Raw genomic sequence first — 24,895 nt, forward strand, 5'->3', positions numbered from 1 at the left:
CGTCGCACATGAGCGCCCCCTGTGCTCAGTGATCCCTCACGACGACCCCGCACGTCCGGCCTCCCGCGTGCGCCAGAGCCGTAGTGCGTACGTCGCGCTCACCCAGACGTTCAGTACGCCGACACCGACCAGCGCGATGAAGAGCACCGTGTTGTCCACGACGAACAACGCCATGAGGCCGACGACGGTGGCGCTCAGCGCCCCGACCAGCGACCACGCCTCAGCGCACCTCCGGTCCCGGGGATGCTGTGACGCCCCCGCCGACCGGGACCGCCACTGGCTGAACAGGCTGAACCCGGTCAGCACCACCAGCAGCAGCATGAAGAGAACAGTTCCCACGGCGACATCTCCTCCAGCGGCTCCACAAGAAGCGGGCCATATGTTCCTGAGTTTTCTCAGTACTCGATTCTGCTTCTATCAGTCTACATCAACGGTGCGGGATGCTGCACACGTGAATCCCCCGCGCCCCGACCCACCACCACACAACCCGCATCCGGACTGGTAGACATGGCGGAAGAGACCATTTCAGACGTGGAGAGAGAACACCCATGACACGACACCGCGCCGTCGCCGCCTCCCTGGCGGCCGTCCTCGCCCTCGGAACCGTCGCCGCCTGCGGTGACGACGACAGCACCGCCGAGCCCAGCTTCACCGAGAACACCGACGTCACCGAGACCGTGACCACCGACGCCACGGAGACAGAGTCGGAGGCGTCAGAGACCTCGGAGACCACCGAGACGCCCGAGGGGCACGTCGCCGTGTCCGCCTCCGGCGGCGGTCCGATCGCACTGACCACGCAGGACGCACCGGACGGCGAGTCCTACGGCACGTCCGGCAGGCTTGTCGTGGGCCCCGGCTCCTGCTTCGCGCTCAAGGAGTTCGGCAACCGCGGCGGCGACAACACCCCGCGTCCGCTCATCCTGCCGGTGGACTCCGAGTTCGTCACCCAGGGCGGCCGCCCGTCGGTCACGCTGCCGGGGAAGGACACCGTCCACGTCGGCGAGACGATGGACGTCGAGGTCGTGTCCAAGCAGCTCAACGAGCTCGACGGCCTGCCGGACGCCTGTGCCCGCGGTGCGTCCCGGTCCGGTCTCGTGGTGAACTGACCCCCGGGGACCATAAACAACAGAAACTTATGCCAGAGTGTGAGTCATGACACTCGCACCCTGGGTCCGGATCGCGTCGGCGATGTTCGCCGTCTCCTACGGCGCGAACCTCTTCGCCCCCCTGCTGCCCGTGATGCGCGAGGTGCACGGCCTCGGCCAGGCGCCGGTGAACCTCATCCTCGCCGTCTACGTCCTGGGCCTCATCCCCGCCCTCACGGTCGGCGGTCCCCTGTCCGACCGGCGGGGGCGACGCGCCGTCGTCCGTCCCGCCCTGCTGTTCTCCGCGGCCGGCACACTGGTGACGCTCACCGCCCACCTCGGCGTGGGCTCCGCCTGGGGGCCCGTCCTGCTCAGCGCGGGGCGCATGCTCACCGGCGTGGCGGTGGGCCTCGTCCTCGCCGCCGGGGCCTCGTGGCTCAAGGAGATCACCGTCGGTGACGAGGGTGCCGCCGCCCGGCGCGCCACCGCCGCCACCTCCGCCGGGTTCGGGATGGGCCCCCTGGTCAGTGGACCGGTGGCGGAGTGGCTGCCGGGGCCGGACGTGACCCCGCTGCTCCTGCACCTGGCCATGACCGTCGTCCTGGTGCCGCTGGTGTGGGTCACCCCGGAGGCGGGACGCCGCTCCCCCTCCCGCCTGCGGTTCCCTCCCTCGGCGCGCAGCCCCCGGTTCCTGTTCACGGTGGCGTTGTGGGCGCCCTGGGCGTTCGGCCTGGCGACGACCTCCTTCGCAGTCCTCCCTCCGCTGGTGACAGCGGGGGTGTCGGCGCCGGTGGCGTACACGGGTCTCATCGCCGGGGTCGCGATGCTGACCGGCACATTCGTGCAGCCCTGGGCGGGGAGGCTGCCGGCGTCGGCGCGCATCACACCGCCGGTGTACGCGCTGTGCACGGCGGCGCTCGGCATGGGTGCGGCGGTCGTGGTGGTCACCACCCAGGCGGTGTGGTTCCTGGTGCCCACGGCGATGGTGCTGGGCACTGCCTACGGCATCATGATGGTCTCCGGCCTGCGGGAGGTGCAGCGTATCGCCGCACCGGAGGAGCTCGGGACGCTCACCGCGGTGTTCTACGCACTGACCTACCTGGGGTTCTTCGTCCCCTTCGTCATCGCCCTGGTGGCGCCGGTGGTCGGGTACGTCACCGTGTTCGTCGTCGGTGCGGTGGTGTGCCTGTTGTCCGCGGTCGTGACCTCCCGTCACAGCCACCCGTTCTGATCGGCGAGGGTCACCGCCTCGAAGCGGTTGGACGCCCCGGTCTTGCCGATCACCGAGGACAGGTGGTTGCGCACCGTGCCCTGCGACAGGTGCAGTGCGGCGGCGATCTCGCGGACGCCGGCCCCGCCGCGGGCGGCGCGGCAGACCTCCACCTCCCGGTCGGTCAGGGGTGAGTCCGGGGTGAACAGCGACTCCTCCGCCAGGGCCGGGTCCACCACCCGCAGGCCCTGGTGGACGCGTCGCACGGCCTCGGCCAGCTGGGACGGCGGCGTGTCCTTGACCACGAAGCCGCTGACACCGGCGGCCAGGGCCTTGCGCAGGTAGCCGGGACGTCCGAAGGTGGTCACGATCACCGTCCGGCAGGTCGGCACGTCCTGCAGCGCCTCGGCCGCCTCGATCCCGGTCATGCCGGGCATCTCGATGTCGAGGAGGGCGACGTCCACCCGGTGTTCCCGTACCGCGTCGAGGACCTCGTCGCCCCGGCCGACGTCGGCGACGACCTCCAGGTCGTCCTCGGTGCCGAGCAGTGCCACGAGGGCCCCGCGGACCAGGTCCTGGTCGTCGGCGACCAGTACGCGGATCATGGTGTGCCTCCCGTCATCGAGACCGACAGCCGAGTGCCGCCGGCGGGTCCGTCGGTCACGGTCAGGGTGCCGCCGGCGTCCTCGACCCGGCGGTGCAGCCCGGTCAGCCCGTTGCCCCGGGTGCGGTCCCAGCCCACACCGTCGTCGATGACGTCCACACCGTCGGCGCTCATCCGCACCTCGCAGCGGCGTGCGCGGGAGTGGCGGACGACGTTCGTCACGCCCTCCCGCACGACCCAGGAGTACAGGTGCGCGTTGACGCCGGCCACGGAGACGTCGTCGGGCAGGACGGCGTGGATGCCGGCGGTGGTCAACGCCCGGCGCGCGGCCTCGACCTCCCCGGCGAGGTCGGGTGAGCGCATCCGGGTCACCGTGGAGCGCACCTCCGCCAGTGCGGTGCGGGACAGGCGGGTGATCTGCTCGAGTTCCTCCTTCGCCGCGGCGGGGTCGGTGTCCACCAGCCGTGACGCCAGTTCGGACTTCAGCGTCACCACGGTCAGCGAGTGCCCGAGCAGGTCGTGCACGTCCACGGCGATGGACTCCCGTTCCCGGGCGATGGCGAGTTCGTGCTCGAGGTGGGCCTTCTCCTCGTAGCGGCGGGTCACCAGGGCCACGGCGTACACCATCAGCGGGGAGGCGAGGGTCCCGCCGAGTGCTCCGGGCAGCGCCGCGGGGTCGGTGAGCTGGATCAGGGCGGTGCTCCCGAGGGCGAGTGCCAGCATGGCGGGGAGGCTGATGTACAGCGGCAGCGGGAAGGCCAGGACGGCGACGAAGAAGGGGACGAGGAACGCCGCGAGGCTGCCGATCACCGCGGCGGTGACCACCGCGACCAGGGCGAGCAGGGTGAACCAGAGGAGGTAGCGCCGCGGCATCGTCCACCCGCCCGGCCACTGGCCGACCATCCCGAAGGCGGTGGCGTAGACGGCGCTGAACACCAGGAGCAGGGCGACGCCGGCGACGGTGCGCACCGTGACCCCCTCGGTGGCCACCAGGACCACGGCGGGGACGGCGAGGACCACCAGCCAGACCGAGGCCATCAGGCTGGAGGCGCCGTCGAAGTTCTTCATCGCCGTCCCTTCTCCCGGTTGTGCAGTGCCAGGACAATGAGGATGAACACCGCCGACCAGGCCAGGAAGTTCACCACCGCCCACCATAGCGGGTCGTGCACCAGCCCCGGCTCGTACGAGACGGACTGGTAGCCCTGGGTCAGCGGTGAGCGTGCCAGGGAGGCCGGCCCGTACAGGGGGCTGAAGCGTCCGACGGTCATCATCGTCTCCGGCAGGGGCATGAAGAGGTTGCCGAGGAACGCCAGGACGACGATGCTCGTCCCCGCGATGCTCACGGAGGTCTCCGTCGGCCACATCTGCGACCACATCATCCCGTAGAAGCCGAAGGGGACCGCGCCGACGACGCACAGCAGGAACGACGCCGCCCACGCCGTGCCCGGCATCGACGCGCCGGTCAGCGCACCCACGGTGAACACCGCGGTCACCGGCAGGACGGAGCGGACGGTGATCCCCAGCAGGCGCGACGCCAGCAGTTGGCCGTGGGTCAGCGGGGTGAGCGCGAGCTGGCGTCCCCAGCCGGTGGTGCTCTCGACGACGATCTGGCCGGCGGCGGCGAGTGCACCGGTCACACCGGCGTAGAGGGCCATGCCGATCATGATGTAGGCGGAGACGTCGCCCTTCCCCACGGACTGGTCGCCGAACCCCATGGCCTGGCCGAAGACCAGGTAGAACAGGACAGGCAGGCCCATCGAGAAGAAGAGCATGGCACCATCGCGGTAGAGGCGGCGCAGGTCGTGGAGGGCGAAACGCAGGGTGGTGGTCATGGCTGTTCACTCCCGTGGTCGGTCAGCCGGATGAAGGTGTCTTCCAGGGTCTGTGCGGTGATCCGCAGGTTCGAGGCACCGCGGTCGAGCAGGTCGCGGGCCAGGGTGTCGGAGTCGGTGGTGGTCACGCTGTGGTGGCCGTCCAGGTCGTACTCCACGACGACGTCACCGTCGCGCAGCTCGGCCGGGGTGCCGTCGGCGATGACCGTCCCCCTGTCGAGCAGGACGATGCGTTGGGCGAAGTCCTGCGCCTCCTGCAGGTAGTGGGTGGCGAACAGGACGGTGACCCCGCGGTCCGCCTGCACCCGCATCGACTCCCAGAACCCGTGCCGGTTGGTCGGGTCCATGCCGGTGGTGGGTTCGTCGAGGATGAGCAGTCCGGGGTCGCCCAGCAGGGCGAGGGCGAATCGCAGCCGTTGCTGCTCGCCGCCGGAGCAGCGGCCCACCCGTTGCCGGCGCATGTCGGTGAGCTTGGCGTGCTCGAGCACCTCCGCCACGGGGCGGGGGTGTGTCAGCGTCGCGGCGATCATCTTCACGGTCGCCTCGACGGTCATGTCGGGCAGCAGTCCCCCGGTCTGCATCACCGCCCCGACGTGTTGGCCGGTGACGGCCTGCCGCGGTGTCCCCCCGAAGACCTCCACGGTGCCTGTGGTGGGTCTGGTCAGTCCGAGGACCAGGTCGATGAGCGTGGTTTTGCCCGCCCCGTTGGGGCCCAGCAGGGCCACGATCTCGCCCCGGTGCACGGTGAGGTCGACGCCGTCCAGGGCGGTGACCCTGCGGTCTCCGGCGCCCCGGAAGGTCTTGCCGAGCCGTCCTGCCTGTACTGCCGCTGTCGTGTCCATACCCCCAGCCAACAGCGGTCCCGGGGCCGGTACCCCGCCCCGGTGTCACGGTTGCGCCGTGACAGTTGTCACGGTGTCAGCCGGCGATGATCTTGTTGAACTGGCGGGAGACGGGCGCCGGGGAGAAGCGGGCGGCCAGACGCAGGGCCAGGTCGGGGAAGGACACGGAGTAGTCCTGACGCTGACGCTCGAACCAGTTCCTCGGGTGCACGGCCTTCCACACCGCGTCGGCGACGTCCTCGGTCCTGATCCGCACGCCGAGCCGCTTGGTGGAGGCCGCCTCGACGTCCGCCAGCTTGGTCTTGACCCACAGCGGCATGATGTTGACCACGCGGATCCTGTCCTTGCGCCACTCCAGGCTCATGGCCTGGGTGAAGCCGTGGACGTAGAACTTCGAGGCGGAGTACGGGGTGATGTGCGGCTGGCCGTAGATGCCCGACGCCGACCCCATGGTCACCATGTGCGAGCCCTTGGTCCTCTTCAGGTACGGGTACGCGGCGCGGGCACCGAAGGTGACACCGGTGCAGTTGATCTCGATCTGCTTGGCGATGAGGCCGGGGGCCTGCTCGGCGATGTCGAGGTCGCCGATGATGCCGGCGTTGTTGTCGAGGACGTCCAGCTTCCCGCCGGTGTGGGAGGTGAAGTCGGCCAGCGCCTGCTCCCAGGACGCGTAGTCCGTGACGTCGAGACGGCCGGTGATGATGTCGGGGTACTGCTCCTTGAGCAGTTCAAGGCCCTGCTCGTCGATGTCGTAGGCGCCGACGGTCCAGCCTGCGTCACGGAACTTCAGTGCCACTTCGCGGCCGATGCCGGCTGCGCCACCGGAGATGAAAATGCTTTTGTTTTCAGTCATGTAGTGCAACATACATCCCCGCCGCGCACCTGTCCGCTGATTTCTGTATTGAACACTACTTACCTGTAGGCGATGCCCCGGGCGTCGAGGATCTCCGCCAGCCGGGTCGGGTAGTCGGTGATGATCCCGTCGGCGGCCAGGAAGGCCTCCATGTCGTCGGTCTCGTTGACGGTCCACGGCACCACGCGGAATCCGGCGTCGTGGGCCCGGCCGACGAAGGCGGGGTCGACCGCCTGGAAGTGGGGGCTGAGCACCTCCACCCCCAGCTCCCGTGCGGCGGTGAGGACGTCGCCGTCGCCGTAGTCCACCGGCCCCAGGTAGGGCGAGTCCGGGGTCCAGGTGGTGTCGTCCCACAGGGCGACGAGCGGTACCTGCGGGGCGCGTTCGCGCACCAGCGGCAGGGAGGACCAGTCGAAGGACTGCACGGCGATGCGGTCGGTGGTGCCGGCCTCGTCGGCGGCGTCGAGTATCGCGTCGACGTACTGTGCAGCCGGTGCGGAACGTTCCGGCTGCTCCGCCTCGATCTTGGTCTCGATGTTGAAGTGCACCTGCGGGTCGCGGGCGGCGAGGTCGAAGACGTCGGCGAGTTGCAGCATCCGGTTGTCACCGGCGTGCTCCGCCTCCGGGTAGTCCGCCAGGGGCAGGTTGCAGTTCAGGGTCTGCAGCTGGTCCCAGGTGAGGTCGTGGACGTCCTCGCCCACGTACTCCCCGGTGCACTTGTCGGCCTGGACGGAGGCGTCGTGCCAGACCACGGGCACCCCGTCGCGCGACAGGTGGATGTCCAGTTCCAGGGTGGTCACCCCGAGGTCCAGGGCGTGGTCGAAGGCGGCGCGGGACTCCTCGGTGTGTTCGCCGCGTCCTCCCCGGTGCGCCTGCAGGTCGAAGGTGGACGGCAGGTTGTCGGTGGGAGAGACCTGCGGCGTCCCGGAACTGCCTGGAACGGAACTACCTGGAATGGAGCTGCCGGGCAGGTCGGCGGCCACGGCGGCCGGGGCCGCGGCGACCGCCAGTGTGACGAGGGCGGCGAGGGCGGTGAGGGCACGGGTGGTGAGGGACACTGTTCTCCTGGGACGTCGGTTCACGTGACGCCGATGACGGTAGTGCCCCGGCGCACGCTCCGCCGGGCGGACGGAGCGGTGTTCACCGGATGTTCGGACAGGTAACACCGAAACGTAGGAAACTAGTTTCCTATCGTGGTACACACGGGTATGGCCTTCTCACCACGACAGCTCCGCCGTTTCATGCAGCTCTGGCCGCCGTACCTCGGCGCCGGGGTGAAGATCAGGGAGTTCGCCGACGACGGTTCCCGCGTCGTCGTGACCCACCGTCCCGGGCGGTTGACGAAGAACGCCGTGGGTACGGCGTTCGGCGGCACCATCCTGTCCATGACCGACCCGTTCTACATGCTCGCCTCCATGTCTCGGCTGGGTGGCGGCTACAACGTGTGGGACATCCGGGCGGAGGTGGACTTCGTGAAACCCGGCCGCGGCACCATCACCGCCGACATGCGCATCGACGACGCCACCTACGAGCTCATCCGGGAACGCACCGCGGACGGTGCGAAGTACCTGCACTGGTTCGAGGTCGACGTCACCGACGAGGCCGGCGACACCGTCGCACGGGTCCGCCGGCAGGTCTACTACCGCAGGAAGCGCTAGACCCCCGGTCAGGCCCCCAGCCGCCACAGCGAGGTGACCTCGCGGGAACGCGCGACGTGCAGCGGGTCGTCGGCGTCCCGCACCTTCGGGTGCCGCGGTGCGGTGTCCTCGCGCCCGAGGATGCGCAGACCACCGTCGGCGATCCACCCCTCCAACTGCTCCCGCGTGCGCAGTCCCAGGTGTTCGGCGAGGTCGGAGAGCACCAGCCACCCCTCGCCGCCGTCGGTGAGGTGGTCGGCGAGCCCGGCGAGGTAGCGCCGCAGCGCGCCGGACCCGGCGTCGTAGATGCCCAGTTCCAGGTCAGAGGTCGGCGTGCCCGGCAGCCACGGCGGGTTGAACACCACCACGTCGGCGCGGTGGGCCTCCGGCCACAGGTCGGCCTCGACCACCCGGGCGTCGCACCCAAGTCGCTCCAGGTTGCGCCGGGCGCACTCCACCGCCCGCGGGCTGACGTCCGTCGCCGTCACCGACGCCCCGTGGCGTGCCAGGACGGCGGCGAGGACGCCGGTGCCCGTCCCGATCTCCAGGACTCCGCGCCCGGCGACCCGGTCGGCGTCACCGGCGAGCCCGGCGACCAGGCCGACGTACTCGCTGCGTGTCGGGGAGAAGACACCGTAGTCCGGGTACACGCGGTCGCCGAGTTCCTCGACCCACACGCCGCGCCGGTGCCACTGCCACGCCCCGAGCACGCCCTGCAGTTCGGTGAAGGGGACCGTCCGCGGCCCGGCGGTCCCGTAGGCGTGCCGGCACGCGTCGCGGACGTCCGGGGCCCGGCGCAGGTCCAGGGAGAGGTCCTCCCCCAGTTCGACGAGGACGCGGCCCAGGACGTCCGCCCGTTCGGCGCGTTCGGCGCGCTGCCGGAGGAACAGGGTCGCCGCGTCCTGCGGGGCCCGTGTTCTCCTCTTCCGCCCGGCCAGCCGGCGGTCGACGGCCTTGAGCAGCTGACGGCCGTTGTGGAAGTCCCCCGTCCAGAGCAGCGACCCTCCGGTGCGCAGGTGGCGCAGCGCCTGGTCGGCGGTGGTCGTGTCGTCCGCGATCTCGGTCATACCGGTGATTCTCCCACGTCCGGCGATATTCTCCGAGTGGAAAGTAACGGTACGTCACATTAGGGCGATGACATTGCCTAGACTGTTTCTGACTGTTTCACACCTGCGCAGACGACCCCTGACTGCGTTTCGAGAGGACGAACGACGTGACGACCCGCAAAGACACCCGTACATCCAGGCCCCGCCGCCGCTTCGCCCGGACCGTCCGCGCCGGTGCACTGGCGGTCGCCGGCGCACTGTCCGTGGGCCTCGGTGCCCTCGTCGGCGCACCGGCCGCCACCGCCGCACCTGCCGGCAACGTCGTCATCATGGGCGACTCCTACGCCGCGAACCCGGACCAGTACTACAACACGCTGCGCGGCATCGACGGCTTCGTGCCCGACAACTACCCCGTCACCGGCAACTGCCTGCAGGCTCCGAACAACTGGCCGCGCCTGATGCAGCAGCGCCACGGCCTCGCCGTGAACGACTGGTCCTGCTCCGGCATGACCTCGCACAGCGCCCTGGGCCGCATCGACCGCGCGGTGAACGCCGGCGACATCCACCGCGGCACCCGCACCGTGGTGCTGAACTACGGCATGAACAACTTCGGCCCCGGTGGCCGGGACAACGGCGCGGACTTCCTGAACCCCGGTGACGTGCGCAACCGCTACCTCTCCGACGTGCGTGCCGCCGCCGCCAAGGTGCGCGCCGCCGCCCCCGGCGCGAAGATCGTGATGGCCGGCCAGATGGCCATCACCTCGAACGGGATGTTCTGCTTCGCCAACGTCGTCCCGGACTTCCCCGCGGGCCTGCCGATCCCGGTGCTCGCCGACGTGGAGAAGTGGCTGCGCGGCAACCAGCAGGAGGCGGCCCGCCAGATCGGTGCGTCCTTCGTGGACCTGAAGACCGAGACCGCCGGCAACGCGACCTGCTCGCCCGACCGGAACCGCTACGTGGCCGGGATCCTGGACACCACCACCCCGAACTACAACATGATGATCCACCCGTCGCTGAAGGGCTCCACCTACATCGCCGACCGGATGTCCCGCGCCGTCTAGATGCGCCCCCTCCTCGAGGCACGACTGGTCGCACAACGGCTGCTCACCCCGGCGGACTCCGCCGTCGGTCTCCTCGAGGCCATGGGACCCGTGCAGGGCCAGGACCTGACGGGGGTGCTCAGCTCCCTCGCCCTGCGACTGCTGCCGGGCACGGACGTGCGCGGCGCCTTCACCGCCGGTGATCTCGTGCGCGGCTACCCGATGCGTTCCACCGTGTTCGCGGTGCCCGCCCGGGACGTCGGCTGGATCACCGAACTGTGCGCCGGCCGGCAGCGCCGCGAGTCCGCCCGCCGCTGGGAGAAGGAGGGGCTCAGCCCGGCGGAGGTGGCCCGGGCCCACGACGTCTTCCTCACCTCCCCCGGCCTGACCCGCAGCGCCCTCGGCGACCTGTGGGCCCGCCACGGCTTCCCGGACCACACCGGGTTCCGGTACCTGATGATCCGGGACATGATGCTGCACGGCACGGCGGTCTACGGACCGTTCGACGGTGCCGACCAGCTCATCGTTCCCGCACCGCAGGTCCCCTACACCGGGGACCGCTCCCCCGCCGCGGAACTGCTCCTGCGCTACCTCACCGGCCACGGCCCGGCGGACCTGAGGGACTTCGCGTGGTGGACGAAGCTGCCGCAGCGGACGGTGAAGGAGGCCTTCGCCGAGATCGCCGACGAGGTGGAGACCACCGACGGCCTGCACCACCGTCCGGGACTGTACGACGAGGTCGCGGCGGTGGGGCGTCGGGCGCACGGGACCTTCGCCCTGCCCGCCTTCGACGAGGTGATGCTGGGGTACCGTGACCGGTCGGTCTACCTGTCCCCCTCCCACCACGAGCAGGTGGCGCCGGGCAACCGCGGGGTGTTCCGCAGGACGGTGGTGCGCGGCGGGCGGTTCGTGGCCACCTGGTCGGCGGCGGGGGTGGAGCCGCTCGTCCCGTTGAGCGCCACCGCCGCGCGCGAGGTCACCCGCGCGGTGCGGAACTACCCGCGAGTCCCGTGATGAAGGTGTCGACCAGCCACTCCGCCTGACCGGGGGCGAAGCTCTCCGCCCGTTCCGGCATGGGGCGTGAGACCGCCGCCACCCCGAGGTGGAAGCGCCAGGCGGTCAGCCCGGGCTCCACGAACCCGCAGTCCGCGGCGAGGTCCAGGATGCCCCGGTAGGCGGCGAGGAACCGCCGGCGGAGTGGTTCGGTGTCGACCCACACCGGGCTGTCCACGGGGGTGACGGCGACGGTCTGCCCGGCGAGGGCGGCGAGTTTCAGGTCCGCGATCTCGTGGACGAAGCTGCGCCAGGTCCCCCAGGTCCCGTCCCAGCCGTCGGTGTAGCGGCGGATGATCGTCACGACACGCTCGGCGATGTCCTCGATCAGGCCGGTGACCAGGTCGTCGCGGGTGGGAAAGTGCCGGTAGAGGGTGCCGATGCCCACGCCGGCCTCCGCCGCGACGGTGCGCAGCGGCACGTCCGGCCCGTGGAGGGCGAACAGGTCCCAGGTGGCGGCGATCAGCGCCGCCCGTTTCTCCCGTGCGTCCGACCGCATCGGCATCTCCCCTTGCATCTCGGTAACCGGAGTATTACGCTCCACAAAAACGGAGCGATGTGTTCCGTTTGCCACGCTACCATGCAGGAGCCCCCCGTGAAGACCTCACTCACCCTCGGCGGCATCATCCTCGGCCTCACCGCCGCCGTCACCCTGATGCTGCTCTCCTTCCTCGCCCCGTCGATGAACTCCGGCCCCGACGGGATCCCCGTCGCCGTGTCCGCACCGGACCCGGTGGTCGCGAAACTCAGTGCGACGGCGGACGTCACCACCTACGACGACCCGTCGGACGCCCGGCAGGCCGTCCTCGACCGGGACGCCGTCGGCGCGGTCACCGTCGGCCCGGACGGGGCCACCGTCTACACCGCGTCCGGCGCCGGACAGCCGTACACCCAGGTCCTGACCGGGATCGCCGACGGGATGGACGCCACGGTCGAGGACGTCGCACCCACCACACAGGACGATCCGAACGCCGGCGGACTCAACGCCCTGGCGCTCCCCCTCGCGTTCGGGGGCATGGTGTCCGCCGCGGTGCTGTCGATGACGATGAAGGACCGCCGCCTGCTGCGCGTCCTCGGGTCGGCGGGGTTCTCCGTGGCGGCCGGCCTGGCCGTGGGTGCGGTCCTGCAGTTCGGTTTCGGCACGTTCGACGGGAACTACTGGGAGACGGCGGCCGTGCTCGCACTCGGCGTGGCCGGGACGTCACTGTTCGTGCTCGGCCTGGAGGCGCTGCTCGGCGTCCCCGGTCTGGCCGTAGGTGCCGTGCTGACGCTCTTCGTGTCCAACCCCCTGTCCGGCATCGCCACCGGGTGGCAGTGGCTGCCGTCCCCCTGGGGTGCCGTCGGCCAGTACATGCCGATCGGCGCCGCCGGGAACGCCACCAGGTCGGTGGCGTTCTTCGACGGCGCCGGAATGGCCCACTCCGTGTGGGTCCTGGTCGCCTGGGTGGCGGTCGGCGTGGCCTTGGTCGGCGCCTCAGCGCTGAGGGGCCGACGCGGCGCCTGATCAGTTGGCGGCGGCCTCTGCCCCGTCGGCGCCCTGCAGGACGGATGAGCCGGCGCTGCTCAGGTCGATGGCCGAGGAACCGAGCTCCAGGGCGGAGGAACCGATGCCGACCGGGTTGCCGGTGGCGACCGACGAGCCGAGGCCGATGAGCGAGGACAGGAGGTTGACGAGGGGTTCGAGGAGGGCATCCATGGTGGACCTTTCGTGGGAGGGGTGCCAGCGGTCGCTGTACGGCCACTACTTTAGGCAACCCTTCCCCCGCCGCAACAGGAACGCCGCGGCTACCCCCGGTCAGCTCCCGGAGATGACGTCCGAGCCGGCGCCGCTGAGTTCGATGCTGGCCGAGCCGAGATCCAGGACACCGGAACCGACGGCGAGCGAACCGTCCCCGGAGAGGATCGACGAGCCGAGCTCCAGGGCGGAGGAGCCGACCCCGACGAGTGACTCGATGAGTGCGATGAGAGATTCCATGCTGTTCCTTCCGTGGATGTGACTGCCTGTTGTCGCTGTGACGATGACCACAGTAGACGGATCTTTCACCGCACAAAGGGAAATACGCGGAACTGCTCATGGTGGATCTGTCATGTACAACGGGGCGTGAACGTCAACCCGCGATACACCAACGGAAGGCAGTTCCACCATGTCCACCATGAGATTCAACCTCAAGCGCACAGTGACCGTCATCGCCGCCGGGGGACTCGTCCTCGGCGCCGCGGCATGTGGTGACGACGACACGTCAGACACGGTGTCGGAGATGAGCACGGCCGCGGAGAGCGGCGCGGCCGAGGCGACTGACGCGGCCGACGCGGCCGACGGCTCTGACTCCGACTCCGGCTCCTCCGACACCGAACTCACCGAGGGCCTGCAGGCCGCCTACGACGAGGCCGGCGGCGAGCAGGGCGAATGGGGCGCCGTGAAGAGTGTCGAGAGCAGGGACGGCGCGACCCTGGCCACGTTCGAGCACGCCTGGGCCGTGGAGAACAGCGACGGCGACGTGGTCCCGCTCATCGGGAAGATCGGCGAGACCTGGGTCGACGACGGTGGCCTGGACAACGACATCGGCCTGCCCACCGCCCCGGAGACCGGGGACGCCATGCAGGGCTGGACCCAGGACTTCGAGAACGGCACGATCGCCTGGATGCAGGACGACCAGGGCACCTGGGACGCCGACGTCACGCAGTAGACCCTGGACTTCTCCCCGGCGGCGGCGGATACTGGTGGACGACGCAGGAGGTTGATCCACATGTTCACCACATCTGCCAGGGCCGTCCACCGCACGGTGGGGGTCGCCGCCGGAATGCTGCTGCTGGGCGCCGGGCTGGGCGCCTGCGGCGACACCGGAACCACCACCGCCCCGCCGGCACCGACGACCGCCGTACAGAACACCGACGCACAGAACACCGACGCACAGCCGACCGCCGACGCCCCCGCTCCGACGGGCACCCCCGCGGACACCTGCTCCGGCCTGACCGGGGCCGAGGCAGTCGAACGCTGGGCCGGGGACGTGCCCCCGAATGTCGAGAACTACCCGTGGAACCCCGCCGCGGCCGAGACCGACGGCTACGACCCCTGCGCGGACCTCTCCTGGATCATCCTCCCGATCGAGGGCGGCACGGCGTCCTCGCCGTACCAGATCATGCTCTTCCACGACGGCGACTACCTCGGTACCGCCACCTCCGACGCCTACGGTTTCCACCCCACGGTCTCCAGGGTCGATGACGCGACGATCTCTGTGACCTGGCACTGGCCTCGGGAGGGCGAACCGAATGCCGGGCCAACCGGAGAGTCCACGGCCCAGTTCACCTGGGACGCCCCCTCCGGCAGTGTCGCCATGACAGGCGAAGTCCCGCCCGTGTGACCTTCCCCCGCGGTCCGTGAACCGCACATTTGTGGAGCTATGGGGAATCGAACCCCAGACCTTCGCATTGCGAACGCGACGCTCTACCAACTGAGCTATAGCCCCGTACGTCTCCGGTGGAGACGACACAGAAGATCGTACACCCGGCCTCCGCGAGGTGCATAACCGCACCTCACTGCAGGTCCACACCGGCCACGTAACCGTCCCGGCGCGGGTCCGCGGCACCGGCCACCCGGGGGTCCCGGACGCGGATCACGCTCAGGCCGGAGTCGTAGCGCCCCGGCTCCAGGTCGTGGCCCCAGTCCTCCAGCAGGTCACGCATCCTGGCCTGCTCCCGGCCGTCCTTCGCGGCGTACACGCTGTTGCGGTTGGTGGCGCCGACGTTCGGCAACGCCACCGCCTCCTCCGGGGTGAGGTCCCAGTCGATCATGCCGACCAGGGTCTTCACCACGTACGAGGGGATCTTGCGTCCCCCGGGGGACCCCAGTGCCATGAGCGGTTCGTCGCCTTCACCGAACACGAGGACCGGTGACATCGTGGTGCGCGGGTGGGCACCGACCTCCCTGTGGTTCGGTTCCCCGGCACGCGCCCGGGAGCTGAAGTTGTCCAGGGAATTGTTGAGGAAGTAGCCGTTCTCCCTCTCCCCGCTGCCGAAGCTGCGTTGCAGGGTGGTGGTGAGACTGGCCATGCTGCCGGCGGAATCGCGGACGGTGACCTGCGACGTCCCCTGGTCCTCACTGTCCTCGTAGCGGTGCGTCCGCCCGTGCAGGTCCTCCGGCGCGAGCCCGCGGAGGGTCTTCTTCTGGCGGATGCTGTCGGCGGCCGCGTCGAGGTGGTCCTCACCGGTGACGATCTCGTCGACGTAGTCCGGGGTCGCGTCGCCCATCCAGGTGTTGGCGTTGGTGAAGGCGATGCGCCCGGCCTCCATCATGAGGTGCTGGGCGGTCGCCCGGGCTGTGCCGTCCTCCGGGGTCAGCCGGGCCAGGTCGAGCCGGTCGAGGATGCCGAGAGTCTCCCCGACCACCATCATGCCGGTGGCCGTGGAGTGCGGACCGCACACCGAATGCCCCTGGTAGTCGACGCACAGCGGGTCGGACGGTTCGATGGGGTCGTCCGTGCCGTCGAGCCCGGCGAGGTGGTAGGCGTACTCGCGGTTGGTGAGGGTGTCCCCCGCCTCCGGGAGGTCGTCGAAGAGTTCGCTGCGGGCCTCCATCGCGTCGGCGAGGCGTGCGGTGACCTCGAATCCGTCGGAGGCCAGCGTCCGCGCCGGTGCGGTGAGCTCCTCCAGGGACTTCGTGCCGAAGCGTCCGCGCACCGAGTCCATCAGCCGGTCGGTCTGCGGCACGCCGACGGACCCCTCCGGGTCGTCCGGCGCGTACACCGTGCCGTCGAAGCTCGCCGTGGTGCCCGTCTGCGCGTCGTGGTAGACGAGGAGACCTCCGCCGCCCGGGCCGGAGTACTGCGGTTCGGTGAGGCCGAGGACGTACTGCGCGGCGACGACGGCGTCGGCCGCCGTCCCCCCGTCGGCGAGGACACCGCACGCCGCCTCCGTCGCCGCCGGGTCGGGCGTGGACACCATGCCTCCCCGCACGGACCCGCGCGCCTGCGTCCCGCCGTCCCGGCAGGAGTCGGACGGGGCCGTCGGCAACGGTTCAGGGGTGTCCACCGAACAGGACGTCACCGTGGCCAGGACCAGCACCCCGACAATCGCCCTGCGCCTCAGACCCACGCCATCACCGGGGCCGCGACGGCGGCACAACCTGCGAGGGGGACGCCGATACCGAGCGACGTGCGCTTCCAGCCGTACTGGACCACGTCGTTGGCGATGATGGCGGGGAGCACGCAGAACACCACGTTCTGCGGCCCGCCGAACCGGGCACCCCACATCGTCGCCGCGACGAGTTCCACCGCCGTGACCGTGACGAAGGAGAGCGCGCACAGGATCATGAACCGGTCCTTGCCGAACAGCGGCACCCTCCGCGCGTACGGGAGGTACACGGCGAGGACGAGGAGTGTGCCGAGGGTGAGGACCGCGATGTAGGCCGGTGAGGTCATCGCCACGACGATCACGCCGGCGGTGACGTACCCGCCGGTGCGCAGCTTGCGCGACCGGACGGTACCCTCCTGGACCAGCAGGGCGAGGATCACCGAGAGGGCGCTCATCAGGAAGAGCATCGGGAGCGGTTCGACGTCCGACGAGGTCAGCGTGTCCGCCAGGGACAGCGGGAACACCGTGGATGTCAGCAGCGTGACGGCCAGGCCGACGGCGCCGGTGACCGGCACCATCCACGCCAGCGGCACGACGGTGCGCACCACACCCTGCTTGATCAGGGAGTTGCAGAGCATGCCGGGGACGATCACGCCGACGAGGAGCAGCCCGTCGTCCGGCGCGCCGCCCATCACCCACGAGGTGACCGCCAGCCAGAGTGCGCCGCAGGCCACGCCGACGGCCAGTCCGATGGCGAAGATCTGCCGCGGCCGGGGCAGGAACACCCTGAGGACCACGAACCGGATGAGGACGTACCCCACCATCGCCGCCAGCAGCGTCGCCAGGACGTTGAGCGGCATGTACAGCGACGACGCCAGGTAGCCGACCGCCAGTGACCCGCCGATGGAGATCTGCCGGCGACGGAAGTACAGGTAGCTGACCACGAGGCCGGTGAGGAAGGTGACGTGGACGAGGTCCGTGAGGAACCCGTACGACCCGATGAACTGGTAGGTCACGCCGCAACCGCCTCGAGGTTCTCCGCGGCCAGGGCGCCGACGTAGCGCTCCATGGCGGTGACGTGGTCGGTGTGGATGTTCACCATGCCGAAGATGGCGACGTCCTCCCCCTCGAACCCGGCCCGTGCGCGTGTGACGAGGTCACGTCCGTCGACGCCCTGTTCGCCGTCCAGGTCGCTGGTGGTGACGATCATGCCGTCGTCCACCCCGGCGTTGAGCAGCTTCTGCCGGACGGCGTCCTGGATCTCCCCGTAGAGCACCACGCGGTCGATGTCGGAGGCCAGGTCCTGTGCGACGAGGTCGACGAACATGGCGGCACGGTCGGTGCGGTCGGCGCGGTTGTTCAGGGCCACGACCTTGCGGCAGGACGGGAGGTCCTCGTCGACCACGTCGTGGAAGACGCGGGTGGTGGACTCCCAGTCGTTGACGGCGAACATGGGCACCCAGTAGAACGGGCCGTCCTGCACGTCCCGGACGTGGGCGATGCGGGTGGTGCCGGGGTCCGGTGCCGCAGCGAGCATGCCGCGTGCCGCGGTCTCGGCGCTGATGCCCAGTGCCTCGGCGACGGCGAGCACGACCGCCACGTTCTCCTCGAACTGGCGGTAGTCGAACTCGGTGCACAGGGAGCGTGAGAGCTCGGACTCCTGCGCCACGATCAGCCGTGAGTTCCGGGCCTCGCAGTGCCGGCGGATGATCCTGACCAGCTTCGGGTCACGTTCACCGGTGATGACCAGGCCGTTCTGCGGGACGGTGGTGCACAGGGAGGCGGCGATCTCCTCCAGGGTGTCCCCCATGTCCTCCTGGTGGTCCAGGCGCACGTTGGTGAGCACGGTGATCGGCGAGCGCAGGATCACGTCCTGGCACAGCGCCTGGTACTTCGGCTTCACCGCCATGCACTCGACGACGAGGGCCTCGGTGCCGTCGAGCCACTCGGCGAGGAACCGGTACTGCTCGTTGATGTTCGCCGGTCCGGTCCTGCGGATCGGGTGCTCGCCGCCGTCACTGTCGATGACGCAGGCGAAGGTCCCCGTCGTCTTGGCGACGGTGGTCTTCCCCGCCTCGCGGAGAACACCGCCGATCATCCTCGTGACCGTGGACTTCCCTCTGATTCCGTTGACGTGGACGTTGATGTCCAGGTTCTCCATCCGGCGGCTGTGCCGGACTTCCTTGCGGTGGAAGGTCGCCATTCCTGCGGCTGCGGCCGCCGCGGAAAGGGACAGGAAAGAGAGCATGGGTGGGACTCCTTCTGAGGGCATGCATAGCCCGGGTCAACGATTATGTCGATCAACGCTCCAGGTAGGAGCGTTTCCGTTGGGTTACGCTAACCTACCTTGACTCGCATTGCCAGCCCAGAAGTCCATTTTCTTCAAAGTTGTTACGAAGTTACCGCACAGTTCACCTTCACGTTTTGTTCATACGGGAACATGCTTCCCCCGGGAAGTGAGTCAACTGGCCCGTGCCGCCCCGTCCGCACGGTCGTCCGCCTCCGCACGCACCACACCGTCCTCCACGGTGACCACGCTGAGCGCACTGTCCCTGCCCCCGCCGTCCCCCTCGACGTAGGTGGCGTCGCGTCCCGTGGCACCGTAGTTGTCGGCGTCGACGGCCTGCCGCGCGGTCAGCCCGCGGTCCAGGATGCCGACGAGGGTCTTGACCACGTAGGACGGGATCGACCCGCCGCCCGGGCTCCCCACCGCCAGCACGGGTGAACCGTCCCGCATCACGATCACCGGGCTCATCGCCGTCTTCGGCCGCACCCCCACCTCACGCTGGTTCGTGGCCTTCGACGACGAACTGAAGTTCTCCAGCGAGTTGTTGAGGAAGTAACCGTCGACCACCTCGCCGGACCCGAAGTGCTGGTGGAGGGTACTGGTCACGCTCGCGACACTGCCGGCGGCGTCCCGCACGGTGATCTGGGAGGTGCCCTCCTCCGCGTTAGGCAGGTACGTGCCGGAGTGGCCGCGCAGCGGGGACGGTTCGATCGTCCCGAGGGTGGAGTCCGGGTCGATGCGCCTGCCCTGCGCCGCCAGGTGACCGGGGTCGGTGACCAACGAGTCCACGTACGCCTCGGAGAGGTCCGGGTCGACCTCCGGGTCCTGCATCCACGTGTTCCCGTTCGCCAACGCGAGCCGCTCCGCCTCAGTGACCACGTGGTCGTCCAGGGACTCCAGCCCCTCCAGGATGCCGAGGGTCTCCCCGACCACCATCGTGCCGGTGCCCGTGGACCCGGAACCGCACACCTCATGGTCCCGGAAACCGGTGCACAACGGCTCCTCGGGACGGAGACCACCGGGACCACCGGAGGCGGTGAAGGTGTCCAGGTACTCCGCGTAGCGCGGGTTGGTCAACGTGTCACCCTTCTGCGGAAGGCCCCCGGACGCGACCTCCGGCCACGGGACGTCGCTGATCACGTCGTGACGCCGCTTCACCGCCCCCGCCAGCCGCGGACTCGTCCTGAAACCCTCCGTGGCCAGCTCAGACGCCGGTTCCAGCAGGTCACCGAACGCCTTCTCCCCGTACTTCTCCTGCAGCGACACCATCAGCCGCGGGGTCTGCGGCACCCCGGTCACGGTGGTGCCGTCCTCCGGCGCCGGGACGGTGGCGTTCCAGGTGGTCACCTCGTCGCTGTCCGCGTCGTAGTAGACCGCCACCGCGCCGCCCCCGGGGCCCGACGACTGCGGCTCGGTCAGCCCCAGGGTGAACTGCGCGGCCGCGACGGCGTCCGCGGCGGTCCCCCCGTCGAGGAGGACCCGGCAGGCCACGTCGGACGCGTAGGGGTCCGGCGTCGCGACCGCCACGTCCGTCCCCTTCGCGGACAGTGATCCCGAGCAGGACGACGCCTGGGCCGCCTGGCTGGCTGTCGCCGCACAGGAGGACAGCACACCGGACGCCACGAGGACAGTGAGCGTGATTCGGAGGCTTTTCACACCGAGAACCCTAACCCAGGACGGACGCCCGTAGAACCCGTACGCCGAAAACCCCCGCACCTGGGGTGCGGGGGTTTTCTTCAGTGGAGCTGAGGGGAATCGAACCCCTGACCTTCTGCTTGCAAAGCAGATGCTCTACCAATTGAGCTACAGCCCCGAGGGGTCTTACTGGTGGGCCTAGGAGGACTTGAACCTCCGACCTCTTCGTTATCAGCGAAGCGCTCTAACCGCCTGAGCTATAGGCCCTCGAACGAGACAGAACTTTACCCACCCGGCACTGAACATACAAACTGACAGGTCAGGACTCGTTTTCGGTGGGCTCAGCCTCCTGCACCCGCTCCGGGTCGATGGTCACGCTCAGGCCGCCGACCAGCCCCGTCGCGGCGTTGTAGAGCACCGCCATCACCGGGGCGAAGAGGGTCACGACGATGAACTCCAGCAGCCCGACACCCAGCGCGACACCGAAGTACAGCCCCGCGGAGAGGCTGTCGGCGCCGATGAGGTCGGCCAGCAGGTTGTTCATCCGGTCCCACACCCCGGCCAACCCCAGGAAGATGTAGATCAGGGCTGCGGCGACCATCCAGGCGGCGAAGACGCAGGCGCTGAGGATCGCGCCGATCTTCAGCGCGCTCAGCGGCGCGACCTCCCGGACCGAGGCCCTCATGAATGCTCCGCCGTCTGGTTGACCGCTTCCTCACCCTCGTCCTCGACGTTGCGGTCCACGGCGAGCAGCTCGACGCCCTTGGCCAGGTCGACCAGGCGGACACCCATGGTGGCGCGCGAGGAGCTGCGGATCTGCTTCACCGGGGTGCGGATGACCCCGCCGGCGGAGGTGATGGCGAAGACCTCGTCGTCCAGGCCCACGGTCACCGCACCGATGAGCTTGCCGCGCTTGGGGTCGTACTTGAAGGTCATCACACCCAGCGTCCCGCGTCCCTTGACGGGGTACTCCTCCACCGCGGTGCGCTTGCCGTAGCCGCCGGAGGTGGCGACCAGGAGGTAGGAGTTGTCGTCGGCGACGGTGAGCGCCAGGAGCTGGTCGTCGCCCTTGAAACGCATGCCCTTCACGCCGGCGGTGGCGCGGCCCATGGGCCGCAGCGTGTCGTCGTCGGCGGTGAAGCGCAGCGCCTGGCCTTCCTCGGAGACCAGCAGCAGGTCGTCGTCCCCGGTGCACAGGCGTGCGCCGATGAGCTTGTCGCCCTCGTTGAGGTTGATGGCGATCAGGCCACCGGAGCGCGCGGTGTCGTAGTCGGTCAGGTGGGACTTCTTCACGCGGCCCTGCTGGGTGGCCAGCACCAGGTAGGGGGCGTCCTCGAAGGACTGGATCTGGATGACCTGCGCGATCTGCTCACCGGGCTGGAACTCCAGCAGGTTGGCCACGTGCTGGCCACGGGCAGTACGGCTCGCCTCCGGCAGTTCGTAGGCCTTGAGACGGTACACCCGTCCGTAGTTCGTGAAGAACATGATGATGTCGTGGGTGGAGCACACGAAGAAGTGCCGGACGATGTCGTCCTGCTTCAGCTCGGCCCCGCGCACACCCTTGCCGCCGCGGCGCTGCGAGCGGTAGGAGTCGACCTTGGTGCGCTTGGCGTAACCCGTCGAGGTGATCGTCACGACCACGTTCTCGCGGGCGATGAGGTCCTCCTCGGACACGTCGCCGGTGGCGCCGACGATCTCGGTGCGGCGCTCGTCGCCGAACTTCTCCACGATCTCGGCGAGCTCGTCGTGGACGATGCTGCGCTGACGCTCGGGGGACGCGAGGATGTCCTTGAGGTCCGCGATGGTCTCCTCGATCTCGGCGAGTTCGTCGATGATCTTCTGGCGCTCCAGGGCGGCCAGGCGGCGCAACTGCATCGCCAGGATCGCGTCCGCCTGGACGTCGTCGATGTCGAGCAGGTCGCGCAGGCCCTCACGGGCGATGTCGACGGTCTGGGAGCGACGGATCAGGGCGATGACCTCGTCCAACGCGTCGAGCGCCTTGACCAGGCCGCGCAGGATGTGGGCCCGCTTCTCCGCCTCGTCGAGCCGGTGCTGCGTCCGGCGGATGATGACCTCGATCTGGTGCTTCACGTAGTAGCGCAGCATCTGGTCGAGACGCAGGGTGCGGGGCACCCCCTCGACGATGGACAGCATGTTCGCGCCGAAACTGGTCTGCAGCTGCGAGTGCTTGTACAGGTTGTTCAGCACCACGCGCGGCACCGCGTCGCGCTTCAGGGTCACGACGATGCGCATGCCGACACGGTCGGACGACTCGTCGTCGATCCGGGCGATGCCCGCGATCTTCCCGTCCCGCACCTGCTCGGCGATCGAGGCGACCAGGTTGTCCGGGTTGACCTGGTACGGCAGCTCGGTGATGACGATGATCTGCCGGTTGCCCTCCTCCTCGATGGAGGTCTTGCCGCGCATGCGGATGGAGCCGCGCCCGGTGGTGTAGGCGTCCTTGATGCCGGAGTCGCCGACGATCATGCCCGCCGTCGGGAAGTCCGGCCCCTTCACCCGTTCCATGCAGGCGTCCAGGGCGGTCTGCTCGTCCGCCTCCGGGTTCTCCAGCAGCCAGAAGACCGCCTCGGCCAGCTCGTTGAGGTTGTGCGGCGGGATGTTCGTCGCCATACCGACGGCGATGCCGCCGGAACCGTTCATCAGCAGGTTGGGGACGCGGGACGGCAGGACGTCCGGCTCGGTGGTCTTCCCGTCGTAGTTCGGGGAGAAGTCGACGGTGTTCTCGCGGATGTCGCGCACCATCTCCAGGGCCAGCGGCGTCAGCCGGCACTCGGTGTACCGCATGGCGGCAGGGCCGTCGTTCCCGCGGGAACCGAAGTTCCCCTGCCCGTCGACCAGCGGGTACCGCATCGACCAGGGTTGTGCCATACGTACGAGGGTGTCGTAGATGGCGGTGTCGCCGTGGGGGTGGTAGTTGCCCATCGTCTCGGCGACGGGCTTGGCGGACTTGACGTAGCTGCGGTCCGGGCGGAAACCGCTGTCGTACATCGCGTACAGGACGCGACGGTGGACGGGTTTCAGTCCGTCACGGACCTCGGGCAGCGCACGGCCCACGATGACGCTCATGGCGTAGTCGATGTAGCTGTTCCGCATCTCCTCATTGAGGTCAATGGGGGTGATGCGGTCGAACAGCGTCTCGCCGCCGCCGTAGTTGTCGTCGCTCACTTCGGTGCGATCCCTTCCAGAAGACTAGGTGTAGACCCGGTAATCTTACCACTTCACCGCCCATATCCGGGCCAGGTGCGTACGATGGGCGGGGACGTCGACCGCCGTAATGAAGGAAAGCCTGTCCATGCCCCGTCCCGCCCGGCCCGTCCACACCGCCACCGTGACCGGAACGTCACTGATCTCCCGTGACATGGTGCGGGTGACCCTCTCGTGCGAGTCACTCCCCTACTCCGGACTGCACCACACCGACCACTACGTGAAGCTCCTCTTCCCGCCGGCCGGCGCCACCTACACCTGGCCCTTCGACCCCGCGGCGGTCCGCGAGGAGCTGCCGCGCGACCAGTGGCCGGTGACCCGCACCTACACGCTGCGGTCCTGGGACGCCGACGCGCGGACGGTCGACATCGACTTCGTCTCGCACGGGGACTCGGGCCTCGCCGGCCCCTGGGCGGACGCCGCCCGGCCCGGTGACCAGATCGCCTTCATGGGCCCCGGCGGCGCCTGGCACCCGGAGGACGGGCACACGGTCTTCGCCGGCGACGAGGCCGCGGCACCGGCGATCATGGCGGGCATCGAGGCACTGCCGCCGGGGGCGACAGCGGAGGCGTGGATCGAGGTGGCCGACGCGGAGGCGCGGCTGCCCCACCCCGCGCACCCGGGGGCCACCGTCCACTGGGTGACGCGCGACGGGGCGACCCACGGCACGGAGCTCGTACGCGCGGTGACCGCGGCAGGCGTGCCCTCCGGGGACACCCGGTGGTTCATCCACGGGGTGGCGGAGATGATCCGCGACCTGCGGCGGTTCCTCTTCGTGGACAACGGCGTCCCGAAGTCGGAGGTGTCGATCTCCGGCTACTGGCGGCTCGGGATGGTCGAGGACGAGTGGCAGGCCAGCAAGCGGGAGTTCACCGAGGACATCGAGGCCAGCGAGGCTCAGGCAGCGGCGAAGAGGTAGTCGCGCTGCTCGGGGGCGATGTCACCGGTGCGGCGCCCGGAGACGCTCATCAGCGCCACGGTGTGCCGACCTGCGTCGAACTCCTGGTAGAGACGCGCCGTGAGGTGCACCGCAGCACCCTCGACGACACCTACTCCGCCCTCCGCGGTCAGGGACTGGGCGATGTTCGCGACGCCGATGGTCTGGAGCGGGTTCAGGACCGAGATCCCCAGCCTCGGGGCGGTGCGGAGTTCCTGCCAGGCGGGGTCGTCGGTGGGGATCCGGACGGAGACCAGGCCGGGGGCGAGACTCTCGTCGAAGTAGGAGTCGATGACCACACACATCATGCGACCGTTGACCTCTGCTGCCAGGACGGCCAGGGGAAGACGGGGTGCGGACGCGGTGTCCGTGTGTGCTGTGATCATGAGGACCAGTAGACCACTCTGTCTACGAATGCGCAAGGGGGTCGACGGCGGAATTCGACATCGCCCCTGGTGGGACCGTGAATATATTGTAGACAGAGCGGTCTGCATCATTGTCGGCCGCTCCCGGGCCGTAGCCGGACGGCAGGGACGGGG

27 protein-coding genes and 3 tRNA genes are annotated in these 24,895 nt (G+C 69.5%); 9 read left to right on the plus strand and 21 right to left on the minus strand.

Going from position 1 to position 24,895, the window contains the following annotated elements; translation table 11 throughout:
- Positions 1-36 precede the first annotated feature (36 nt).
- On the minus strand, positions 37-339 hold the full coding sequence (locus tag Q0A34_RS02210) for a hypothetical protein (RefSeq protein ID WP_291478051.1): 303 nt from the start codon (positions 337-339) through the stop codon (positions 37-39).
- A 209-nt stretch (positions 340-548) separates the two neighbouring features.
- Here Q0A34_RS02210 and Q0A34_RS02215 point away from each other — a divergent pair, with 209 nt between their 5' ends.
- Together Q0A34_RS02215 and Q0A34_RS02220 are read left to right on the plus strand one after the other, a co-directional pair.
- Positions 549-1,106 carry a hypothetical protein gene (locus Q0A34_RS02215; protein WP_291478053.1) on the plus strand — a complete coding sequence of 186 codons (558 nt, stop codon included), beginning with the start codon at positions 549-551 and terminating at the stop codon, positions 1,104-1,106.
- A 46-nt stretch (positions 1,107-1,152) separates the two neighbouring features.
- Positions 1,153-2,316, plus strand: a complete 1,164-nt coding sequence (locus Q0A34_RS02220) for an MFS transporter (RefSeq protein ID WP_291478055.1) — start codon at positions 1,153-1,155, stop codon at positions 2,314-2,316.
- Here Q0A34_RS02220 and Q0A34_RS02225 read toward each other — a convergent pair.
- The 6 genes from Q0A34_RS02225 to Q0A34_RS02250 all read right to left on the minus strand — a co-directional run bounded on the left by Q0A34_RS02225 (position 2,298) and on the right by Q0A34_RS02250 (position 7,484).
- Entirely contained in the window at positions 2,298-2,900 is a 603-nt protein-coding gene (locus Q0A34_RS02225; protein ID WP_291478056.1) for a response regulator transcription factor, read from the minus strand. The genes Q0A34_RS02220 and Q0A34_RS02225 overlap by 19 nt on opposite strands.
- The gene (locus Q0A34_RS02230; protein WP_291478059.1) at positions 2,897-3,967 is read right to left on the minus strand and encodes a sensor histidine kinase; all 1,071 of its coding nucleotides are present in this window, start codon (positions 3,965-3,967) and stop codon (positions 2,897-2,899) included. The genes Q0A34_RS02225 and Q0A34_RS02230 overlap by 4 nt, the downstream gene beginning before the upstream one ends.
- Entirely contained in the window at positions 3,964-4,731 is a 768-nt protein-coding gene (locus tag Q0A34_RS02235; RefSeq protein WP_291478061.1) for an ABC transporter permease, read from the minus strand. The genes Q0A34_RS02230 and Q0A34_RS02235 overlap by 4 nt, the downstream gene beginning before the upstream one ends.
- Complete coding sequence (locus Q0A34_RS02240; protein WP_291478063.1) at positions 4,728-5,573, minus strand: ABC transporter ATP-binding protein; 846 nt, start codon at positions 5,571-5,573, stop codon at positions 4,728-4,730. Before Q0A34_RS02240 ends, Q0A34_RS02235 begins: the two co-directional genes overlap by 4 nt.
- Positions 5,574-5,649: 76 nt before the next feature.
- Positions 5,650-6,426 (minus strand): SDR family oxidoreductase, encoded by a 777-nt coding sequence (locus Q0A34_RS02245; protein ID WP_291478065.1) that lies wholly within the window; start codon positions 6,424-6,426, stop codon positions 5,650-5,652.
- Between the two features lie 59 nt (positions 6,427-6,485).
- Positions 6,486-7,484, minus strand: coding sequence for a glycerophosphodiester phosphodiesterase family protein (locus Q0A34_RS02250; protein ID WP_291478067.1), 999 nt, complete (start codon positions 7,482-7,484; stop codon positions 6,486-6,488).
- A 150-nt stretch (positions 7,485-7,634) separates the two neighbouring features.
- Between Q0A34_RS02250 and Q0A34_RS02255 the strand changes: the two genes are divergently transcribed.
- The gene (locus Q0A34_RS02255) at positions 7,635-8,084 is read left to right on the plus strand and encodes a DUF4442 domain-containing protein (RefSeq protein WP_291478068.1); all 450 of its coding nucleotides are present in this window, start codon (positions 7,635-7,637) and stop codon (positions 8,082-8,084) included.
- Between the two features lie 8 nt (positions 8,085-8,092).
- Here the strand turns inward: Q0A34_RS02255 and Q0A34_RS02260 are convergent, their stop codons facing one another.
- Positions 8,093-9,130, minus strand: a complete 1,038-nt coding sequence (locus Q0A34_RS02260; RefSeq protein ID WP_291478069.1) for a methyltransferase — start codon at positions 9,128-9,130, stop codon at positions 8,093-8,095.
- Positions 9,131-9,276: 146 nt separating this feature from the next.
- Between Q0A34_RS02260 and Q0A34_RS02265 the strand changes: the two genes are divergently transcribed.
- Both Q0A34_RS02265 and Q0A34_RS02270 read left to right on the plus strand, forming a co-directional pair.
- A complete protein-coding gene (locus tag Q0A34_RS02265; RefSeq protein ID WP_291478071.1) occupies positions 9,277-10,170 on the plus strand; it encodes a GDSL-type esterase/lipase family protein in 894 nt (297 codons plus the stop codon).
- Complete coding sequence (locus tag Q0A34_RS02270) at positions 10,171-11,163, plus strand: crosslink repair DNA glycosylase YcaQ family protein (RefSeq protein WP_291478073.1); 993 nt, start codon at positions 10,171-10,173, stop codon at positions 11,161-11,163. It abuts the gene before it with no gap.
- Here Q0A34_RS02270 and Q0A34_RS02275 read toward each other — a convergent pair.
- Positions 11,126-11,701 (minus strand): TetR/AcrR family transcriptional regulator, encoded by a 576-nt coding sequence (locus Q0A34_RS02275; RefSeq protein ID WP_291478074.1) that lies wholly within the window; start codon positions 11,699-11,701, stop codon positions 11,126-11,128. The two genes, Q0A34_RS02270 and Q0A34_RS02275, sit on opposite strands and share 38 nt — an antisense overlap.
- Positions 11,702-11,797: 96 nt before the next feature.
- On the opposite strand from Q0A34_RS02275, the gene Q0A34_RS02280 reads away from it, so the two are divergent.
- Complete coding sequence (locus Q0A34_RS02280) at positions 11,798-12,706, plus strand: ABC transporter permease (RefSeq protein ID WP_291478076.1); 909 nt, start codon at positions 11,798-11,800, stop codon at positions 12,704-12,706.
- Here the strand turns inward: Q0A34_RS02280 and Q0A34_RS02285 are convergent, their stop codons facing one another.
- Positions 12,707-12,898, minus strand: coding sequence for a hypothetical protein (locus Q0A34_RS02285; protein ID WP_291478078.1), 192 nt, complete (start codon positions 12,896-12,898; stop codon positions 12,707-12,709).
- Between the two features lie 99 nt (positions 12,899-12,997).
- Positions 12,998-13,177, minus strand: coding sequence for a hypothetical protein (locus tag Q0A34_RS02290; RefSeq protein ID WP_291478080.1), 180 nt, complete (start codon positions 13,175-13,177; stop codon positions 12,998-13,000).
- A 178-nt stretch (positions 13,178-13,355) separates the two neighbouring features.
- On the opposite strand from Q0A34_RS02290, the gene Q0A34_RS02295 reads away from it, so the two are divergent.
- Both Q0A34_RS02295 and Q0A34_RS02300 read left to right on the plus strand, forming a co-directional pair.
- Positions 13,356-13,889, plus strand: coding sequence for a hypothetical protein (locus Q0A34_RS02295; protein ID WP_291478081.1), 534 nt, complete (start codon positions 13,356-13,358; stop codon positions 13,887-13,889).
- Between the two features lie 60 nt (positions 13,890-13,949).
- On the plus strand, positions 13,950-14,564 hold the full coding sequence (locus tag Q0A34_RS02300; protein ID WP_291478082.1) for an LppP/LprE family lipoprotein: 615 nt from the start codon (positions 13,950-13,952) through the stop codon (positions 14,562-14,564).
- A gap of 32 nt (positions 14,565-14,596) precedes the next feature.
- On the opposite strand, the gene Q0A34_RS02305 is transcribed toward Q0A34_RS02300, so the two are convergent.
- From Q0A34_RS02305 to gyrA, 9 genes are all read right to left on the minus strand, one after another.
- Positions 14,597-14,669, minus strand: a tRNA-Ala gene (locus Q0A34_RS02305).
- A gap of 67 nt (positions 14,670-14,736) precedes the next feature.
- Positions 14,737-16,293 carry a gamma-glutamyltransferase gene (locus tag Q0A34_RS02310; RefSeq protein WP_291478084.1) on the minus strand — a complete coding sequence of 519 codons (1,557 nt, stop codon included), beginning with the start codon at positions 16,291-16,293 and terminating at the stop codon, positions 14,737-14,739.
- Positions 16,284-17,288 (minus strand): poly-gamma-glutamate biosynthesis protein PgsC/CapC, encoded by a 1,005-nt coding sequence (locus Q0A34_RS02315; RefSeq protein WP_291478086.1) that lies wholly within the window; start codon positions 17,286-17,288, stop codon positions 16,284-16,286. The genes Q0A34_RS02310 and Q0A34_RS02315 overlap by 10 nt, the downstream gene beginning before the upstream one ends.
- The gene (pgsB, locus tag Q0A34_RS02320) at positions 17,285-18,520 is read right to left on the minus strand and encodes a poly-gamma-glutamate synthase PgsB (RefSeq protein WP_291478088.1); all 1,236 of its coding nucleotides are present in this window, start codon (positions 18,518-18,520) and stop codon (positions 17,285-17,287) included. The genes Q0A34_RS02315 and pgsB overlap by 4 nt, the downstream gene beginning before the upstream one ends.
- A gap of 213 nt (positions 18,521-18,733) precedes the next feature.
- Positions 18,734-20,215 (minus strand): gamma-glutamyltransferase, encoded by a 1,482-nt coding sequence (locus tag Q0A34_RS02325; RefSeq protein ID WP_291478090.1) that lies wholly within the window; start codon positions 20,213-20,215, stop codon positions 18,734-18,736.
- 84 nt (positions 20,216-20,299) lie between these two features.
- A tRNA-Ala gene (locus Q0A34_RS02330) sits at positions 20,300-20,372 on the minus strand.
- A 12-nt stretch (positions 20,373-20,384) separates the two neighbouring features.
- A tRNA-Ile gene (locus Q0A34_RS02335) sits at positions 20,385-20,461 on the minus strand.
- Positions 20,462-20,513: 52 nt separating this feature from the next.
- Positions 20,514-20,879, minus strand: a complete 366-nt coding sequence (locus Q0A34_RS02340; protein ID WP_291478092.1) for a DUF3566 domain-containing protein — start codon at positions 20,877-20,879, stop codon at positions 20,514-20,516.
- Positions 20,876-23,380, minus strand: a complete 2,505-nt coding sequence (gyrA, locus tag Q0A34_RS02345; RefSeq protein WP_291478094.1) for a DNA gyrase subunit A — start codon at positions 23,378-23,380, stop codon at positions 20,876-20,878. The genes Q0A34_RS02340 and gyrA overlap by 4 nt, the downstream gene beginning before the upstream one ends.
- Positions 23,381-23,507: 127 nt before the next feature.
- Here gyrA and Q0A34_RS02350 point away from each other — a divergent pair, with 127 nt between their 5' ends.
- Positions 23,508-24,338: a siderophore-interacting protein gene (locus Q0A34_RS02350; protein WP_291478095.1), complete on the plus strand. Its 831-nt coding sequence runs from the start codon at positions 23,508-23,510 to the stop codon at positions 24,336-24,338.
- Here the strand turns inward: Q0A34_RS02350 and Q0A34_RS02355 are convergent.
- Positions 24,317-24,742 carry a flavin reductase family protein gene (locus tag Q0A34_RS02355; RefSeq protein ID WP_291478097.1) on the minus strand — a complete coding sequence of 142 codons (426 nt, stop codon included), beginning with the start codon at positions 24,740-24,742 and terminating at the stop codon, positions 24,317-24,319. The two genes, Q0A34_RS02350 and Q0A34_RS02355, sit on opposite strands and share 22 nt — an antisense overlap.
- Between the last annotated feature and the right edge of the window lie 153 nt (positions 24,743-24,895).

The sequence above is a fragment of the Corynebacterium sp. genome (assembly GCF_022712195.1).
Lineage (GTDB): Bacteria > Actinomycetota > Actinomycetes > Mycobacteriales > Mycobacteriaceae > Corynebacterium.